At 31.6% G+C, this 18325-nt stretch carries 18 protein-coding genes and 3 tRNA genes; 12 read left to right on the forward strand and 9 right to left on the reverse strand.

The features are described from left to right. Positions 1-46 precede the first annotated feature (46 nt). From CPIN17260_RS01665 to ccoG, 9 genes are all read right to left on the reverse strand, one after another. Complete coding sequence (locus CPIN17260_RS01665) at positions 47-643, reverse strand: aminotransferase class IV (RefSeq protein WP_078405851.1); 597 nt, start codon at positions 641-643, stop codon at positions 47-49. Further along, positions 609-1526 (reverse strand): aminodeoxychorismate synthase component I, encoded by a 918-nt coding sequence (locus CPIN17260_RS01670; RefSeq protein ID WP_078415157.1) that lies wholly within the window; start codon positions 1524-1526, stop codon positions 609-611. The genes CPIN17260_RS01665 and CPIN17260_RS01670 overlap by 35 nt, the downstream gene beginning before the upstream one ends. Before the next feature lie 1107 nt (positions 1527-2633). After that, positions 2634-2710 (reverse strand) — tRNA-Arg (locus tag CPIN17260_RS01675). Position 2711: 1 nt separating this feature from the next. Further along, entirely contained in the window at positions 2712-3143 is a 432-nt protein-coding gene (locus CPIN17260_RS01680; RefSeq protein WP_078440462.1) for a GyrI-like domain-containing protein, read from the reverse strand. 50 nt (positions 3144-3193) lie between these two features. Then, positions 3194-5272 carry an elongation factor G gene (gene fusA / locus CPIN17260_RS01685; protein WP_078387411.1) on the reverse strand — a complete coding sequence of 693 codons (2079 nt, stop codon included), beginning with the start codon at positions 5270-5272 and terminating at the stop codon, positions 3194-3196. A gap of 18 nt (positions 5273-5290) precedes the next feature. Further along, positions 5291-5761 carry a 30S ribosomal protein S7 gene (gene rpsG / locus CPIN17260_RS01690; RefSeq protein ID WP_069633185.1) on the reverse strand — a complete coding sequence of 157 codons (471 nt, stop codon included), beginning with the start codon at positions 5759-5761 and terminating at the stop codon, positions 5291-5293. Positions 5762-5833: 72 nt separating this feature from the next. Further along, positions 5834-6217, reverse strand: a complete 384-nt coding sequence (rpsL, locus tag CPIN17260_RS01695) for a 30S ribosomal protein S12 (protein ID WP_069633184.1) — start codon at positions 6215-6217, stop codon at positions 5834-5836. A 335-nt stretch (positions 6218-6552) separates the two neighbouring features. Continuing rightward, positions 6553-7215: a TetR/AcrR family transcriptional regulator gene (locus tag CPIN17260_RS01700; RefSeq protein WP_069633183.1), complete on the reverse strand. Its 663-nt coding sequence runs from the start codon at positions 7213-7215 to the stop codon at positions 6553-6555. A gap of 40 nt (positions 7216-7255) precedes the next feature. Further along, complete coding sequence (gene ccoG / locus CPIN17260_RS01705) at positions 7256-8572, reverse strand: cytochrome c oxidase accessory protein CcoG (protein ID WP_069633182.1); 1317 nt, start codon at positions 8570-8572, stop codon at positions 7256-7258. 157 nt (positions 8573-8729) lie between these two features. Between ccoG and rpsU the strand changes: the two genes are divergently transcribed. The 12 genes from rpsU to napA all read left to right on the forward strand — a co-directional run bounded on the left by rpsU (position 8730) and on the right by napA (position 18324). Then, the gene (rpsU, locus tag CPIN17260_RS01710; RefSeq protein ID WP_069633181.1) at positions 8730-8942 is read left to right on the forward strand and encodes a 30S ribosomal protein S21; all 213 of its coding nucleotides are present in this window, start codon (positions 8730-8732) and stop codon (positions 8940-8942) included. A 68-nt stretch (positions 8943-9010) separates the two neighbouring features. Further along, complete coding sequence (locus CPIN17260_RS01715) at positions 9011-9682, forward strand: transcriptional regulator (protein ID WP_069636887.1); 672 nt, start codon at positions 9011-9013, stop codon at positions 9680-9682. After that, positions 9679-10281, forward strand: coding sequence for a UPF0323 family lipoprotein (locus tag CPIN17260_RS01720; protein ID WP_078440463.1), 603 nt, complete (start codon positions 9679-9681; stop codon positions 10279-10281). The genes CPIN17260_RS01715 and CPIN17260_RS01720 overlap by 4 nt, the downstream gene beginning before the upstream one ends. 5 nt (positions 10282-10286) lie before the next feature. Then, on the forward strand, positions 10287-11468 hold the full coding sequence (locus CPIN17260_RS01725) for a glutathionylspermidine synthase family protein (protein WP_069636889.1): 1182 nt from the start codon (positions 10287-10289) through the stop codon (positions 11466-11468). Between the two features lie 2 nt (positions 11469-11470). Continuing rightward, positions 11471-12400, forward strand: a complete 930-nt coding sequence (locus tag CPIN17260_RS01730) for a D-2-hydroxyacid dehydrogenase (protein ID WP_078440464.1) — start codon at positions 11471-11473, stop codon at positions 12398-12400. Next, the gene (locus tag CPIN17260_RS01735) at positions 12390-12887 is read left to right on the forward strand and encodes a YajQ family cyclic di-GMP-binding protein (RefSeq protein WP_078440465.1); all 498 of its coding nucleotides are present in this window, start codon (positions 12390-12392) and stop codon (positions 12885-12887) included. The genes CPIN17260_RS01730 and CPIN17260_RS01735 overlap by 11 nt, the downstream gene beginning before the upstream one ends. Positions 12888-12990: 103 nt before the next feature. After that, positions 12991-14328, forward strand: a complete 1338-nt coding sequence (locus CPIN17260_RS01740; RefSeq protein WP_078387415.1) for a coproporphyrinogen III oxidase family protein — start codon at positions 12991-12993, stop codon at positions 14326-14328. A 98-nt stretch (positions 14329-14426) separates the two neighbouring features. Beyond that, a tRNA-Cys gene (locus CPIN17260_RS01745) sits at positions 14427-14500 on the forward strand. 22 nt (positions 14501-14522) lie between these two features. Next, on the forward strand, positions 14523-14678 hold the full coding sequence (locus tag CPIN17260_RS09280) for a hypothetical protein (RefSeq protein WP_167562270.1): 156 nt from the start codon (positions 14523-14525) through the stop codon (positions 14676-14678). 49 nt (positions 14679-14727) lie between these two features. Further along, a tRNA-Ser gene (locus CPIN17260_RS01750) sits at positions 14728-14815 on the forward strand. A 111-nt stretch (positions 14816-14926) separates the two neighbouring features. Next, positions 14927-15370 (forward strand): DUF411 domain-containing protein, encoded by a 444-nt coding sequence (locus tag CPIN17260_RS01755; protein WP_078387416.1) that lies wholly within the window; start codon positions 14927-14929, stop codon positions 15368-15370. A 176-nt stretch (positions 15371-15546) separates the two neighbouring features. Beyond that, positions 15547-18324: a nitrate reductase catalytic subunit NapA gene (gene napA / locus CPIN17260_RS01760; RefSeq protein WP_069636894.1), complete on the forward strand. Its 2778-nt coding sequence runs from the start codon at positions 15547-15549 to the stop codon at positions 18322-18324. Position 18325: the final 1 nt, after the last annotated feature.

Genomic DNA, 18325 nt, shown 5'->3' on the forward strand with positions numbered 1-18325 from the left:
TCACAAATTAATAAATATAAAGGCGGTTTAATGTATATAATCGCCTTTATATTGTTTTGATAATCTCAAAATCTTCAATCTCATAAAAATCAATCAAAGCATTCATAATAGCAAATCTTTTGGTATTCATAAGTCTATTTATAGATATATCTTCTTGCTTTAAAAATCCATTTTCTATAAGTCTAGCTCTGCATGTTCCTTTTAAAAGAGGTGTTTTTGGAGTTATCCAGCCATTATCAAATATAGCAATATTTGCTATACTGGTATCAGTAACAAAGCCATCTTTTACAATTATAATTTCTTCATAATTGCATTTTGCTTTATCTATAAGACTTCTATTTAGGAATTTCCTACTGTAGTCAACATTGGCACTAACTATATAAAAACTCTTAAAATTTCTAGCCTTATATGGATAAAATTCAGATCTTATAAACTCACCTTCTAAATTATATATAATCTTAGCTCTAGCAATACCAAGAGGAGCCTCGCTTGAAGTTTTTTCTAATATATCTTCAAAATCAAATTCCAATGTTTTATCTATAGAGTTTTTGGCTCTTGATATATGGTATTTTAAATTTTGTGGCTTATGGTCAACTAACTTTATAGTTTCAAAAAGGAAAATAGACTTTTTTGATGAGTTCATCATATTCCTTTTTGGGATCGCTTTGTTGTGTTACACCTCCGCCACTAAAGAAATATAACCCATCTTTGCTTTGTTTTACAAATCTTATCAGGACAAAACTTTTACATATGTTTCCATCAAAATAGACAAAAGCACCTGTATAAAATCCTCGTTTTGAAATCTCACACTCTTTTATTATTTCTATCGCTTTATCTCTTGGACTACCTGCTATTGAAGCTGCTGGGACAAGAGCTGAAAAAATATCTCCTAGGCTTAAATTAGCTTTGATTTTACCTTTTAGGTATGAACTTGTTTGATATAAATTTTTTACACGTTGTATGTATCGAAATTTTTCAACCTTGATATCTTCTGCTACCAAAGATAAGTCATCTTTCATAAATCCTACCATTTTATATTGTTCATCTATCTCTTTTTTGTTATTTAAAAGTGTTTCTTTGGCATTTGGTAATGTTGCGTCTATTGTTCCTTTCATTGGAAAGGTGTGAATACAGCCATTTTTTATAGTGATAAATGGTTCTGGAGAAAAGCATACAAAATCATTTTCTTTATATACCAATGCCTTTGCTGTTGAGTATTGATATATTTCTTCTAGGCTTAAATTTGTTTTGATTTTAGTTGGAAAACATAAATTTAAAAGTTCATTTTGCTTGCTTTTTTGGTATTTTGATAAAATATTAAAACGTTCTAGATATTTTTCAAACTCTATTGGCTCTTTTTCAAGAGTGTAGTTAATTTTATTATAATTTTTAGCATTTATTTTGAATTTTATTCCAAATTTTTCAGCATCTTCCGGGGCACAGATTATATTGTTTTCCGGCTCATCGTAGCTTAAAATAGCTATAAAAGGCTTGTTGTCATAAGAGTCTATTAGGTTTTTTACCATTGTTTTAATCCTTTGAAATTTTAAAAGCGAAATTATAGTATATATTTGGTTACTAATATTTAAATATTGATATTATTTAATGGATCAATGCAGAATTTGACTATTTTTATTAAACAATGCCAAAACTAATTAGTGGTAACATTTAATTTTTAAATGTTAAATTATTGGAGATATTCAAAAAGGAACTTTAATAACAAGTTTATGAAGAACACGAGAGTTGTGATGGTAAGCCTATTTTATGGTCGTGTTAGATTGAACTTAAAAGTACCGTTGAGATTAAAAAACCATAAAAATAATTCTAAAAAGAAAAAGCCAAAATTTTACTATATTTTTTTAATGGAAAATAGGATGATATGAGAAATAATATAGATAATATAGAATAATTTAAGGAATTATTTTAAATGAATGTTTTTTAGAGAATTTAGAAAATTTGATATCAGTTAAAAGATTAGAATCTTATAATAATATATACGAACATACTAAAATTTTAATCTTATATCAAAACTCACTAGAATTATTGCTATGATAAAAGTATCATGGCAAGGAATATTTTTGATTTTTATCTAATTAGATTAAAGGGCTATGGCTGGATTGTTGATTTCGAAGATACAAAAAATTATTGAAGAAAAGCAGGATAAATAAGAGATTTCATAATAATATTGTACATAACCAATGCCGATCAGATTTTAGTTTCGCAAGTCTAGATAATTTAAATATTAAAAACTTTAGTGACAGTAATAAATTTTTTATTTTTATGGCAACAATAAGAAATAGATTTTATCACTGAGAAAACATATTGAAACCTAGAAATAAATATCCCCGAATAACTTATAAATTACATGATATAAAGATTGTAATAATGCCCGAGTGTTTTTAATAAAAGGATTATTGTCAGAATAGATTATCTATCTACCCTGACTTTTTTTGAGTGTCGTTTCCACTCCTCGAAGTAGATTTAGTTATATTAAAACTTATATATAACTTATTATTTTTTTTAATTATGTATGAAATATAATTATAAAAGGCTTTGTTTGGTTATGAAAAAATACTTACAATAAATTATATAAAATTATATTTTTGGTGGCTTCTAAAAGGTTTTAAATAAGGTGGTGTCCCCAACAGGATTCGAACCTGTGGCCTCAAAATTAGGAATTTTGCGCTCTATCCAGCTGAGCTATGAGGACGTTATAAAATTGATATATAAATCTCTACTTTATTATTATCAATGTATTTTTCAAAATCAGTAGTATAAGTTCTTTTTATAGTGCTATTTTCAAAAAAATGCCAAATTTCTTGCCATAGTTCTATAACAATTTCTGGAATTCTACCCTCTTTTTTAAAAACTAGATATTTTCCTTTTTGTATCTCAATAGTATCCAAGGTTTCTTTTTCAAAATGTTTTGTTCCAACCAAGATATCATATTTTCCAAAATGTTTATTCTCGTAATTGAAATAAACTCCATATTTAACAGCACTTTTACTACATAAATCATTTTTAAAAAAATTATCCCATAATTTATCTATTTTAGAAGTTTTTAAATCAGATTCATCTTTATTGGTCGTGGTAGCTTTAAAGCCAGTTATTTTAAAAGATTCTTTTATAATAATTTCATTCATTCTTAAATCTTCAAAGTGCAGGGTTATTTTTACCCTGCACTATAAGTTAATTAACCATTTCTCTTTTTGATAATCTCATCGCTAACATTTTTAGGAACTTCTTCATAGTGATCAAATTCCATAGAGTATGTTGCACGACCTTGAGTTTGGCTTCTTAAGTCTGTTGAGTATCCAAACATAGCAGCTAGCGGGCAAAATGCAGTTACTATTTTGTTTCCACTTCTGTCGTCCATAGAGTTGATTTGTCCACGGCGCTTATTAAGGTCGCCTATGACATCACCCATGTACTCTTCCGGAGTCTCAACTTCAACTTTCATCATAGGTTCAAGTATTACAGCACCAGCTTTTCTGGCACCTTCTTTAAATCCCATAGATGCAGCTAGTTTAAATGCCATCTCAGAACTATCAACTTCATGGTAGCTTCCATCAAATAATGTAACTTTTACATCTTCGACAGGGTAACCAGCTAAAACACCGTTTTGTAAAGCTTCTTGACAACCTTTGTCTACTGCAGGTATGTATTCTTTAGGAACAACACCACCCTTGATATCATTAACAAATTCATATCCACTTCCTGGCTCTAAAGGCTCAAGACGTAAAAATACGTGTCCATACTGACCACGACCACCAGATTGTTTTGCATATTTGTATTCTTGCTCAACTGTTTTTCTTATGGTCTCTCTGTAAGCAACTTGTGGTTGTCCTACTTCAGCATCAACTTTAAATTCTCTAAGCATACGATCAACAATAATTTCAAGGTGAAGCTCGCCCATACCTGAAATAATAGTCTGTCCGCTTTCTTCATCTGTTCCAACTCTAAAGCTTGGATCTTCTTGTGCAAGTTTCTGTAAAGCAATGGCCATTTTTTCTTGGTCAGCTTTCGTTTTAGGTTCAACAGCAACACTAATAACTGGATCTGGGAAATCCATTCTTTCAAGGATAACATGATCTTTATCGCTTGATAGTGTATCACCTGTTAGTGTATCTTTTAGTCCAACTACAGCGCCTATTTCACCTGCATGTAAAACACTGATTTCTTCTCTTTTGTTTGAGTGCATTTTAAGTAAACGGCCAATTCTTTCTTTTTTACCTTTTACTGGGTTGTAAGCATAGCTTCCGCTCTCCAAACTACCACGATATACACGAACGAATGTAAGTTGTCCAACAAATGGATCTGTCATGATTTTGAATGCAAGACCTGCAAACTCGCCATCATCTGTAGAATCGACTACAACCTCTGTGCCATCTTCATACTCGCCTTTTATTGCAGCAACTTCATCAGGGGCAGGTAGATATTCAACAACAGCATCAAGTAGTGGTTGAACACCTTTGTTTTTAAATGCTGTTCCACAAAGCATAGGTATGATTGCCATAGAAAGACAACCAGCTTTTAAACCTTTTTTGATTTCATCTGTTGTTAGCTCTTCACCACCAAAGAATTTTTCCATTAAAGCATCATCTGTTTCAGCGATAGATTCTACCATTTTTGCTCTATACTCTTCTGCTTTTTCTTTTAGTTCCGCTGGAATTTCTTTTTCTACAAATGTAGTTGGTTTATTTTCATCTTCCCAAACAAGAGCTTTCATAGTAACTAAATCAACTACACCTTTGAAGTTATCTTCAGAACCTATAGGAATTTGTATAGGCACAGGATTAGCTTTTAATCTATCTTTTATTTGTTGCTCAACATTAAAAAAGTTAGCGCCAGTTCTATCCATTTTGTTTACAAAAACCATTCTTGGAACACGGTATTTGTTTGCTTGTCTCCAAACTGTTTCAGACTGAGGTTGAACCCCACCAACAGCACAAAAAACAGCAACAGCACCATCTAGAACACGCATAGAACGTTCAACTTCAATAGTGAAGTCAACGTGTCCCGGAGTGTCAATTAGGTTAATTTGATGCTCTTTCCAGAAACAAGTTGTAGCAGCTGAAGTAATTGTTATACCTCTTTCTTTTTCTTGCTCCATCCAATCCATTGTCGCAGCACCATCATGAACTTCACCTATTTTATGACTCATACCTGTAAAGTATAAAATTCTCTCACTAGTTGTTGTTTTACCAGCATCTATGTGTGCGGCAATACCAATGTTTCTAACCATATGTAATGGCGTTTTTCTATTTGACATAAAATTCCTCTCTTAATCTTACCAACGATAATGAGCAAATGCTTTGTTAGCTTCTGCCATTTTGTATGTATCTTCTTTTTTCTTAAATGAAGCACCTTTTGAATTTGCGGCATCAAATAGCTCATTAGCAAGTTTTTCTATCATAGTTCTTTCGCTTCTTTTTCTAGCAAAAGTTATTATCCAGCGAATAGCCAGTGCTTGTTGTCTTGCTGGACGAACTTCGATTGGCACTTGGTATGTAGCACCACCAACACGACGAGATTTAACTTCCATTATAGGTTTAACATTTTCGATAGCGTCATTAAATACATCTATACCTTTTAAATCAGCACCTTTTTTTTCTATAGCTTTTATAGCACCATACATTATTTCAGTAGCTACACTTTTTTTTCCATCATACATAAGCGAGTTGATAAATTTAGTAATTACTTTATTTGCATAAATCGGATCAGGTAAAACTTCCCTTACAGGGGCTTTTCTTCTTCTCATTTTATTCCTTCAAATTTAAAAATTTTACTCAAACTAGGCTAAAACTTGAGCTAGTCTGCATATATTATTATTTTACTTCTTAGCTTCTTTAGGGCGTTTAGCACCATATTTAGAGCGAGAAACTGTTCTTTTTGCTACACCAGCTGTGTCTAATGCACCACGAACGATGTGATACTTAACACCCGGTAAGTCTTTAACCCTACCACCACGAACTAGAACTATTGAGTGTTCTTGTAGGTTGTGGCCTTCTCCGCCTATATAGCTAATAACTTCAAAGCCACTAGTTAATCTAACTTTGGCAACTTTTCTAAGAGCTGAGTTTGGCTTTTTAGGAGTAGTTGTATAAACTCTCGTGCAAACTCCTCTTCTTTGAGGGCACTCTTTAAGTGCAGGTGATTTTGACTTGTAAGTCACCTTCTTACGTTCATTTCTGACCAATTGATTTATGGTTGGCACAGTAATTCCTTTCAACTAAATTTATAAAAAAGACCTAATTTTATTTAAAATTTCCTTAAATATAAGTAAAACACTATATAAAATAAAATTTTTCAAATTATTTTTGATAATTTTCATATTGTGGATTTGTATTAAAATTCTTATTATAAAACTATAATCTATAAATATATTTTTATGTCTATAAATTTCTGTTTTTATTTATTTCTTAAAAACAGAAAATACACATTAATAATCTTGCATTTTGATTGAAATTTGATTTATAATAATTTTAATTTTTTTGATTAATTTGTAGATTATATAAAATATACACCTAATAAAAATAGGTGTATATTATTTTATTTTTTATATGCTCCATATAAAAAAATTTCAACTATGTTTTTAGCCATCATCTCTTTTCTTTTTTTTGTAGGGCTTTTTATCTCTTTGTTTCCAAGCCAAAGTGTGTGTGTGTAAAAAGGATCTCTTATTAATGCACAAAACTTATAAGCAAGTGTTTCGCTCTCTGTATAAGGTTCTTTTTCTTCTGATACCGGAAGCTCTAGGTCTTTTAATTGTGATTTTATCTCTTCTCTTTCAAAGTATTGAATTAAAAGATTTACACTCTTTGATACAATACTTTCATATAAAATTCTCCCAAGTCCAGGATTTTTATATGTTTCGCTAATGACAATTCTAGAAAGTTCTATAACTTCTAGTCTATAGAAAATTTCTATGTAACTAATAGCGAATGTATATAAATATTCATCTAAATTATTAGTGTCTTTCAGTTTTACACTTTTTTCAAGATTTTCTTGGAAGTCACTAAATTTTTTTTCCAGTATAGCCTCAAAAAGACCTTCTTTGTTTGTAAAAAATTTATATATACTAGCAAGTGAACCACCACTTTTACGAACCAAGTCGTTTAAACTAGTTCTTTCATATCCGTTTTGTAAAAATAGTTCAAGCCCTACTTGTATGAAATTATCATACCTCTTCTGACCCTTGTTTGAAATGCCCATATTTTTATTGCACCTTCCTTAAAAATGTAAAATTATAATTTTACCGTATTTTTTTAGGATAAACAAATATTGTATCTCTCTCTACACTTATTAATTCTTTGCTATCATTTGCAAATGCCTTTATTTTTATCTTTGTAGGAATGTCTTTTGTTGAATTTTGATTTAAATTCTCTGACGCTAACGTAACAATAATCTTTTTCTTGTAACCAGCCTTTATGTCAAATGGTTTTTTTGGAGATAGAATTTTGATATTTGTGTTGTTTGTGTCAAAAAAATATGAATGATCTTTTTTGTCTGTATTTTGAAATAAAAATATATAGTAATTTTCTACGATATTATTGTCTACAATTTTATAAAGTTCGCTTGTCCTGTTTATATTTAAAAGCATGTTTTCTTTTTTTCCGCTCATTAAAAATAAAACAACACAAGCTATTGTTAAAACAACGCAGTAAGCGATGGTTCTAAAGCGAGCAAATTTTACTTTTGTATTATTTTGAGTCGCATTTTGACTTGTCCATGTTATTAAAGATGTTTTTCCTAGTTTTTGCATAACCAAAGAACAGGCATCTACACATTCTAAACAGTTTATACAATCAAGTTGCATACCTCTTCTTATGTCTATGTGTGTAGGACATATCTTTACGCAAGATTCACAACCAGTGCATTCATCAAGCTCGTTCGGAGGTTTTTTCCATAGTTTTACTGCTCCGTCAAATATCTTTCCGCCACGTTTTTCATTATATATAACTTGCATTGTATCGTTGTCAAACATGACAGATTGTATCCTTGCATAAGGACATATGTAAATACAAAATTTTTCAGCCAAGAAAGCGATGTCAAATACAAGCCATGATGTTATGATTGCTAAAATTCCAATTAAAACTTTATGTTCAGATGGATTTGATAAGTAATCAAGAAAATAGTCACTAGGTATAAAATACAACATAAAATTACAGGCTATGATAAATGAAACACAAGTCCAAATAACAATAGCTACAATGCTCTTGATTCCGTTTTGCGTATTCTGTTGCTTGTTTTTTACATTTTTTCTGATTTTTAGAAGTTTGGTCTGTAATAAATCTCTATAAAATGTTCTAAAAATTGTTTGTGGGCAACTCCAACCACACCATACTCTACCACCAAGTGTTGTCATAAAAAATATAAATAAAAATAGTATTATAAAAATAAAAGGCATTAAATATAGTTCTTGCATATCAAACTTGATAAAAAATAGATTAAGCTCTTTTTTATCAAAATTTAATAAAAATAAGTGGTTGTCGTTTACCTTTAAAAATGGTAAAAACATGGCTATACAGGTAATGATAAAAAAACTCAAATACCTTTTTTTTGCATACATTTTAGCCCCCTAATGTTAAAAATATTACTATTTAAGTTAAATAAATATATTGTGTAGATTATAACCCTGTGCTACTAAATTAATCTTTAAATTTGGAAAATTTAGCTTTTTAAGATATAATCATTGACTAATCTTATTTTGAAAGGTGGTGAGGAGAGTGCCAGGAATTAAGGTACATCCTAATGAGTCTTTTGACGAGGCTTACAGGAAATTTAAAAAACAAGTTGACCGTAACCTTGTAGTAACAGAAGTAAGAGCTAGACGTTTTTTTGAACCTATGACAGAAATTCGTAAAAAGCAAAAAATTGCTGCTCGCAAAAAGATGCTTAAGCGTCTTTATATGCTTAGACGTTACGAGTCAAAACTCTAACCAAAATATAGCTGATTGTTTTTTGATAATCAGCTATCATTTTTTATGCTTTCTTTTTTGGAGATATAATGCAAAAAATGCTAGTAAGCGAGGCTGCAGATTTTTTAAACATCACAAAAGAAGCAGTTTATAATAGAATACGAAGAGGCTCTTTACAATCAATTGAGGAAAATGGGCATAAATTTGTTTTATTTGACATAGACAATGATTTGGATTTAAATAAAAAAGAAGATAAAAAGACTACCAAGACCACCAAAAATACAAAAAAACAAAATGCAAAAGATAGTAATTTCGTAGAGTTTTTATTAAATGAGCTGGCAGAATTAAAAGAGAAAAATAACTTATTACAACAAGATAAAGAAGAGCTATTTAGACAAAAAGAGCAAATGCTTATAGATGGTAAAAAAGAGCTTATCTCTATATATAAAGATAGAGATGAAAAACTTATGCAGTTTTTAAATGCTATGCAAAAACCACTTTTAGAGCATAAACAAACTAATGATGATATAAGTGTAGATAAAGAAACTGTAATAGATGCGCAAGTAGATGAGATAAATGATCAAAAATATATAAGCTTGGATGATTATTTAGATCAATTAAATTTAAGTTCCGTAAAAATTAAAAAAATAGAAAAAAAGATTATAAAACAAATAAATAAGAGTAAATTTGTAAAGTTTAAAAATGGACTTGTTCTTGTTAAAAAAAATAAAACAATCAAACAGATATTAGGAGAAATATGAAACACATAAAAAAGATAGCAACTTATGCGGCGATTGGTGGTTTTGGAGCTTTGGTTATGGCTGGACTTAGTGGTTGTGGAAACGACAACAGCTTTGAACAATCAGCAAAGTCCCAAGTTCAAAATGGTGCTTTTGTGGTTATAGAAGAGACTGCTCCTGGAAAATATAAAGTAAGAGAAGAGTATCCTAGTAGCGAAACAAGGGTTGTTTTAAAATCTCTTGATGGTAGTGAAAGAGTCCTTACAAAAGAAGAGATGGATGAACTTATAGCAAAAGAAAATGCAAAAATTGATAATGGAACTTCAAATTTGACAAACCCAAATGCGCAGATTTCAAACGGCGGTGCAGGTCTTGGTGAGATATTGCTTAGTTCGGCAGCTGGTGCTATTATTGGTAGTTGGATAGGAAATAAGCTTTTTGGAAATCAAAATTTTCAAAACCAAAGACAAACAGCATATAAAACTCCTAGTGCTTATTCAAGAAGTGCTGATAGCTTTAAAAATGCAAAAACTACATCTTCAAAAGCTGGTAGTTCAAAGAGTGGATTTTTTGGTGGTGGAAGCAAATCAAGTAGCTCTAGACAGAGTTTTGGGGGCTGATATAAATGATAAAATTAAAAAAAATACAACCGCTAAATAATGAATTTTTAGAACAGATAGGCTTCACGTGGCATACAGATGAGGATAATACATCTTATGTAAGTGATGAAATTATTCAGGTTGAAAAATATGAAGCAGAAGCTTATTATCAAGCATCTAATGAGCTTTATGATATGTTTGTGAGTGCGGCTGAGTATATAATTGAAAATAATTTATTTCATGAGGTTGGTATCCCGTTTAATCTTGTTGAGCTTGTAAAACAAAGTTGGGAAAATGATGTTCATTGGCATTTATACGGTAGATTTGATTTAGCTGGTGGGCTTGATGGTAAGCCGATTAAGCTTATTGAGTTTAATGCAGATACTCCAACTGCTGTTTTTGAGACAGCCATTATCCAATGGGCTATGCTTAAGTTTAATAAAATGGATGAGGATTTACAATTTAATGATTTGTATGCCGGGTTGGTTGAAAACTTCAAAAGATTGGTTACTTTGAGCGAAGATACGAGCGAGTTTGATAAATTTTATGAGGGCTGGAAGATACTTTTTAGTAGTATAGCTGGAAGTATTGAAGATGAAAATACGACTAAGCTTCTTAAAAATGCAGCAACAGAGGCTGGCTTTCAGACAGAATTTGCCTATGTAGATGAGGTTGAGTTTAGTGATGAAGATGGTATTTTTAAAGATGATGAAAGTTATGAGTATTGGTTTAAATTAATTCCTTGGGAAGATATAGCCATACAAGAGGGTGAGCTTGCTTTGATACTAAAAAATATTTTACAAAATCAAAAAGCTATTGTTTTAAATCCGGCTTATACTTTATTATTTCAAAGCAAGGGAATACTTAAAATTTTATGGGATTTATATCCAAATCATCCTTTGTTGCTTCAGACAAGCGATAAGCCATTGGAAGGTAAAAAATGTGTAAAAAAACCTATCTTTGGTAGAGAAGGCGCTAATGTTTCTATCATAGAAGCAAATGGCGAGATAAGCAGTAAAAATGGTGGCGAATATGATGAAAGCAAAGCCATATACCAAGAATTTTATGAGTTTAATAAAGATGAAAAAGGTAACAACTATCAAGCTGGAGTATTTTTTGCCTATGAGGGTTGTGCTTTGGGATATAGAAAAGGTGGAGATATTTTAAATAATACCTCTAAGTTTGTAGGACATTTCATAAAGGATTAATCATGAAAATAGTTTGTCTTGATACACTTACTTTGGGTGATGTTGATTTAAGTGTATTTAATCGTTTTGGTGAGTTTGTAACTTATGAAAAAACCGATGCTTCTGAAACAATACAGAGATTGCAAGGAGCAGATGTTGTTATAACTAATAAGGTTTTAATAACAAAAGAGGTTATTGATGCTTGCGATTTAAAACTTATTTGTGTTAGTGCTACAGGCACAAATAACGTAGATATGGAGTATGCAAAGCAAAAGCAAATTCCTGTTAAAAATGTTGCTGGATATTCTACAAATAGCGTTGTTCAACAAACATTTGCTTCAATTTTATACGTATTAAACGAAGTAAGATATTATGATGATTATGTTAAAGATGGCAAGTGGGTAAAAAGTGATATTTTTACACATTTAGACAAAAGCATATTTGAATTAGCCGGTAAAAATTTTGGAATTATAGGTCTTGGAGAAATCGGTAGAAATGTTGCAAAGGTTGCTTCGGCTTTTTGTGCCAATGTGAGTTATTATTCAACAAGTGGTAAAAACTCAAATCAAGAATATACCAAGCTTAGCCTAGAAGAGCTTCTAAAAACTTGCGATATTGTAAGTATTCATGCTCCTTTGAATGAAAAAACAAAGGGTTTGATAGGTGAAAAAGAGCTTGAACTTATGAAAGATGGTGCTATCATAGCAAATTTTGGTAGAGGTGGTATCGTTGATGAGAGTGCTTTGGCAAAAGTTATAGATAGTAAAAACATAAAAGCTTGCATTGATGTTTTAGTAAATGAACCTATGGAATCAGGAAATAAGCTTTTAGAAGTAAAAAATAAATCAAATTTAATAATAACACCTCATGTGGCTTGGGCTAGTTTTGAAGCTAGAAAAAAACTAATAAGCTTGATGGTTAAAAATATAGAGGATTTTTTAGATGGCAAGTGAACATAGTTTTGATGTGAGTGCAGAAGTAAATTTAATGGAAGTAAAAAATGCTATTGAGATAGCTAAAAAAGAGCTTGCAAGCAGATATGATTTTAAAGGTATTACAGCAGAAATAGATCTAAATGAAAAAGATAAAATCATAACATTAACTTCTACAAGCGATAACAAGCTAGATGCTTTAAAAGATATAGTTGTTTCAAAACTTATAAAGCGAAACATACCACCGGTAGCTCTTAGTGAACAAAAAAGAGAGCCGGCAAGTGGTGCAAATATGAGAGCTTTGCTTAAATTAAACGATACCTTAGATGGTGATAATGCAAAAAAAATCACAAAAGCTATCAAGGAATTAAAGCTTAAAGTTAATGCAACAATTAGAGGAGAAGAGGTAAGGATAGTCGGAAAAAGTATAGATGATTTACAAGAGTGTATAAAGGCTATAAAGGCATTAAATTTAGAATTACCTATTAGCTTTAAAAATTTAAAATAATTTACTTTATTTTATTTTTTTTATTCCATTGTAAGTTTTATATTAGTTGTTTTTGGTTATCCTATCAAATTATTTTTATCAAAATTTAAAAAAGGTTTTATAAATGGGTCTTAAAAAAGTAGTTGAAAGCTTGGCCGTTCGTTATGCTCATAATTCTATACAAAAGTCTCTTTATAGCGAATTTAATATAAAAATATTGAATCAGGATAACCAATACAGCAAAAAACCACAAGAAGGCAAGAGCTATATGCTATATGCTCATGTGCCATTTTGCCATACATTCTGTCCATACTGTTCTTTTCATAAGTATCAATATGAAAAAGACTTAGCAAAAATATATTTTGAAAATTTACGTCTTGAGATGAGACAAATGAAAGATGTTGGATTTAATTTTAACTCTTTGTATGTTGGTGGCGGAACTACTTTAATAAACGAAGAAGAGCTAGAAAAAACACTTATTTTAGCCAAAGACCTTTTTGATATAGAAGATATTTCAGCTGAAAGCGACCCAAATCACATATCTCCTGAAAGCTTGACAAGGTTTAAAGGATTGATTGATAGATTAAGTGTTGGTGTTCAAAGCTTTGATGATGATATTTTAAAAAAAGTTGGAAGATATGAAAAATTTGGAAGCTCAAAAGATGTTCAGGAAAAATTAAAAAAAGCTTTGGGAATTTTCCCAGCTTTAAGTCTGGATCTGATTTTTAATCTTCCAAATCAAACAACCGAGCAATTATTAAATGACATAAATATAGCAAAGCAGATAGCTCCAGAGCAGATCACTCTTTACCCTCTTATGAAGTCAAACTTAACAAGAGATGCTATAGCTAAATCTCTTGGTGTTTCAGATATTGATAATGAACGTGAGTTTTATGATATTATATGTGAAAATTTCAAAGACTATCACCAAAGTAATGCTTGGGCATTTTCTAAAGAAAAGATGAATTTAAGAGATGAATATGTTGGTTCAAACGATGAATATGTCGGCATAGGAAGTGGTGCTTTTAGCTTTTTAAATGGCGAGCTAGTGATTAATGCGTTTAATTTGCTTGATTATGGAAGAAAAGTTAAAAACGGGGATAGTGCTGTTATAGCAAAGTGCGGATTTGATAAAAAAGAGACATTAAAATATAGATTTTTGATAAAACTTTTTGATGGCATGCTGGATATAAAATCTTACAACACTCAAAATAATGCAAATTTACATAAAGATTTGGCATTTGAGGTTAATATGCTAAAGCTTATAGGTGCTATACGAGAAGAAAACGGAGTTATTTATCCTAGTGATTTTGGAAGATATATATGTCTTACTCTTATGCGTGATTTTTATGCTGGAATGGATAGAGTTCGTGCTATCTTTAAAGATGATGCAAAGATTAAAAGCTCAAAAATGCTTAGAATTATGAGTAAAGAGCATGATGTTGTAAATCAAGATAATTAAAAGTTTTATTTAATTTATTTATTGTTTTATTTGTATAAAATTTATTTTTCTATTGACTTATTTCTTATTTTATTGTAAGATGTTGTCTTTAAAATTTTGGCGACATGGCCAAGCGGTAAGGCATGAGCCTGCAAAGCTTTGATCCCCGGTTCGAATCCGGGTGTCGCCTCCATAAAATTTTAAAAGGTTTTTATATGAAAAATGCTTTATTTGTATTCTTTGTTTCTTTGTTTTTTGTTGCATGTTCTAGTACATGGAATGGTGTTAAAGATGATGCCAAAGGTGCTAAAGAGTGGACAAAAGAGAAGGTAAATAAAGGCGCAACATATATTAAAGAAAAAACTGAATAAATTAGGAAAATTTAAGATTTTTCTGATATAATTCAATTTCTTTATTAGTCGGGAGATGGCTGAGCGGTCGAAAGCGGCGGTCTTGAAAACCGTTGAGGGTAACACCTCCTGGGGTTCGAATCCCTATCTCCCGGCCATTTTAATTTACTTTTTTATTTGTTATCTCTCAATTCTTATCTTTGTAATTAAATTATTTTTTTGGTAAAATGTTTAAAATTTATATAATTTTTTACTAATAAAGGATTTAAATGAAAAAGATTGTTTTGTCTAGTTTATTTCTTGTTGGCTTATTGCAAGCTCAAATGATTGAAATTTATAAATCTCCTAGTTGTGGTTGCTGCGGTAATTGGGGAAAAAATATGAATCAAAATGGTTTTGAAACAAAAGATATAAAAACAGATGAAATGATATCTATAAAATCTAAATACAAAGTTCCATTAGAATTATCATCTTGCCATACTGCTATTGTTGATGGTTATGTTGTTGAAGGACATGTTCCTGCTGATGAGATAAAATCTCTTTTAGCGAAAAAACCAAAAGATGTTATAGGAATTAGTGTTCCTGGTATGCCTCTTGAAAGTCCTGGAATGGAGCAAGGAAGCACACCTGAGTTGTATGATGTTGTTGCTTTTAAAACAGATGGCTCACAAGAAGTCATAGCTACATATATAGGAAGTAAAAAAATCAAATAAATTTTTATTCAGGGTGTGAGTGATTTATACCCTGAATTCTGACCTCTAGCGTAAATATACTTATATATTTTAATGCTTTTTAATTCCATAGTTTAAATTAATTGATTAATATCAAGGTATTTTAAATAAAAATTAAATATTATATTAAAATGGATTTTAGTCTTAAAGGAGAAAATATGAACAGAAGAGATTTTATAAAATCAGCTGCTGCTTCTGCTGCCTGTGCTAGTGCAGGCATAGCTGTGCCTAGTGGTTTATCGGCAAACGAGGGTGAAAAAGGTTGGCGATGGGACAAGGCTGCTTGTCGTTTTTGTGGAACCGGCTGTGGCATTATGGTTGCTACAAAAGGTGGTAAGATAGTTGCTGTTAAAGGTGATCCAGAAGCACCTGTTAATCGTGGTTTAAATTGTATTAAAGGTTATTTTAATGCAAAAATTATGTATGGCGAAGATCGTATAACTCATCCGCTTTTAAGAGTGAATGAAAAAGGTGAGTTTGATAAAAAAGGGAAGTTTAAACAAATTAGTTGGCAACAAGCTTTTGATGTTATGCAAACTCAGTTTAAAAAAGCATACGATGAGCTTGGACCTCACGGCATAGGTATATTTGGCTCAGGTCAATACACTATCCAAGAAGGATATGCTGCGGCTAAGCTTATGAAAGCTGGTTTTAGAAGCAATAACATAGATCCAAATGCACGTCACTGTATGGCTTCCGCTGTTGTGGCTTTTATGCAAGTTTTTGGTGTTGATGAGCCATCTGGCTGTTTTGATGATATAGAACTTACAGATACTATAGTTACTTGGGGAGCAAATATGGCAGAAATGCACCCTATACTTTGGTCTAGGGTTAGTGATAGAAAGCTTAGCGATCCTGAAAAAGTAAAGGTTGTAAACTTAACAACTTACTCTACAAGAACATCAAATTTAGCAGATATTGAGATAGTTTTCTCTCCATCTACCGACCTAGCTATTTGGAACTATATAGCAAGAGAGATAGTTTATAACCACCCTGAGATGATAGATATGGACTTTGTAAAAAAACACTGTGTATTTACAACAGGTCCTGCTGATATAGGTTATGGTTTAAGAGATGATATAAAACACAAAAAATACTCTGAAAGTGAACTAGATACAGCTTCAAAAGAAAAATCAAAAATCGTAAGTGAAGCAGAGGGTGTTACCCTATCTTATCTTGGTTTAAAAGCCGGAGATACACTTGAAAACAAAAATACTAAAAAAGCTGGTAGCCACTGGCATATAACATTTGATGAGTTTAAAAAGGCGCTCGAGCCTTATACACTTGATTTTGTAGCTAAGCTTGCAAAAGGAAATCCAAATGAAAGCATTGAAGAATTTAAAGAAAAACTAAAAACTTTAGCCGATTTGTATATAGAACAAAATCGCAAAGTTGTAAGCTTTTGGACTATGGGATTTAACCAACACCAAAGAGGAACTTGGGTAAATGAACAAGCATATATGGTGCATTTCTTACTTGGTAAACAAGCTCTTCCTGGCTCTGGAGCATTCTCTCTTACAGGCCAACCAAGTGCTTGTGGAACAGCTCGTGAGGTTGGAACCTTTGTTCATAGACTTCCTGCCGATATGGTCGTAGGAAATCCTAAGCATAGAGAGATCGCTGAGAAGATATGGAAACTTCCAAAAGGCACTATAAACGGTGTTGTTGGTTCTCACTATGTTAAATTAATGAGAGATTTAGAAGATAACAAGGTTAAGTTTGTGTGGGTTCAGGTAAACAACCCTTGGCAAAATACAGCAAATGCTAACCACTGGATAAAAGCAGCTAGAGAGATGGATAACTTTATCGTTGTTTCTGACCCTTATCCTGGTATATCTGCTAAGGTTGCTGACCTTATCTTACCTACTGCGATGATATATGAAAAATGGGGTGCTTACGGCAATGCTGAACGTAGAACACAGCATTGGAGACAGCAAGTGTTGCCTGTGGGTGAGGCTATGCCTGATATTTGGCAAATACTTGAGTTTTCAAAGAGATTTAAGATAAAAGATTTCTGGAAAGAGACAAAACTAAATGATAAAGTAACTTTACCTGATGTTTTAAATGAAGCAAAAAGTATGGGTTATAGCGAAGATGATACATTGTTTGATGTATTGTTTGCAAACGAAGAGGCAAAAAGCTTTAGTGCTGATGATGATATTATGCAAGGCTTTGATAATACAGAAGTATTTGGAGATAGTAGAAAAGTTATCGGTTCAGATGGTAAAGAATTCAAAGGCTATGGATTTTTCATTCAAAAATACCTTTGGGAAGAGTATAGAAAATTCGGCTTAGGCCACGGACACGACTTGGCTGATTTTGATACTTATCATAGGGTTAGAGGTCTTAGATGGCCTGTTGTTGATGGTAAAGAGACCCAATGGAGATTTAATACTAAATTTGACCCTTATGCTAAAAAAGCAGCCCCAGATGAAAAATTTGCATTTTATGGAAATAAAGCAGCCGCACTTCCTAGCGGAAATTTAACAGGTGTAACAGACAAAGAGAAAAAATCACTTGCAAACAAGGCTAAAATTTTCTTTAGACCTTATATGGAGCCTTGCGAAATGCCAAGCGAAGAGTATCCGTTCTGGCTATGTACCGGCCGTGTGCTAGAGCATTGGCATTCAGGTACTATGACTATGCGTGTTCCTGAGCTTTACCGTGCTGTTCCTGAGGCGCTTTGCTATATGAGCGAAGAAGATGCTAGCAAGCTTGGTGTAGAGAAAAATGATATAGTTTGGGTAGAATCAAGAAGAGGTAAGGTAAAAGCTAAGGTTGAGCTAAATGGTAGAAATAAGCCACCTATGGGGCTTGTTTATGTGCCTTGGTTTGATGAAAATGTATTTATAAATAAAGTTACATTAGATTCAACTTGTCCACTTTCAAAAGAAACTGATTATAAAAAATGTGCAGTTAAAATTTACAAGGCTTAAT

The organism is Campylobacter pinnipediorum subsp. pinnipediorum (assembly GCF_002021925.1).
GTDB lineage: Bacteria > Campylobacterota > Campylobacteria > Campylobacterales > Campylobacteraceae > Campylobacter_A > Campylobacter_A pinnipediorum.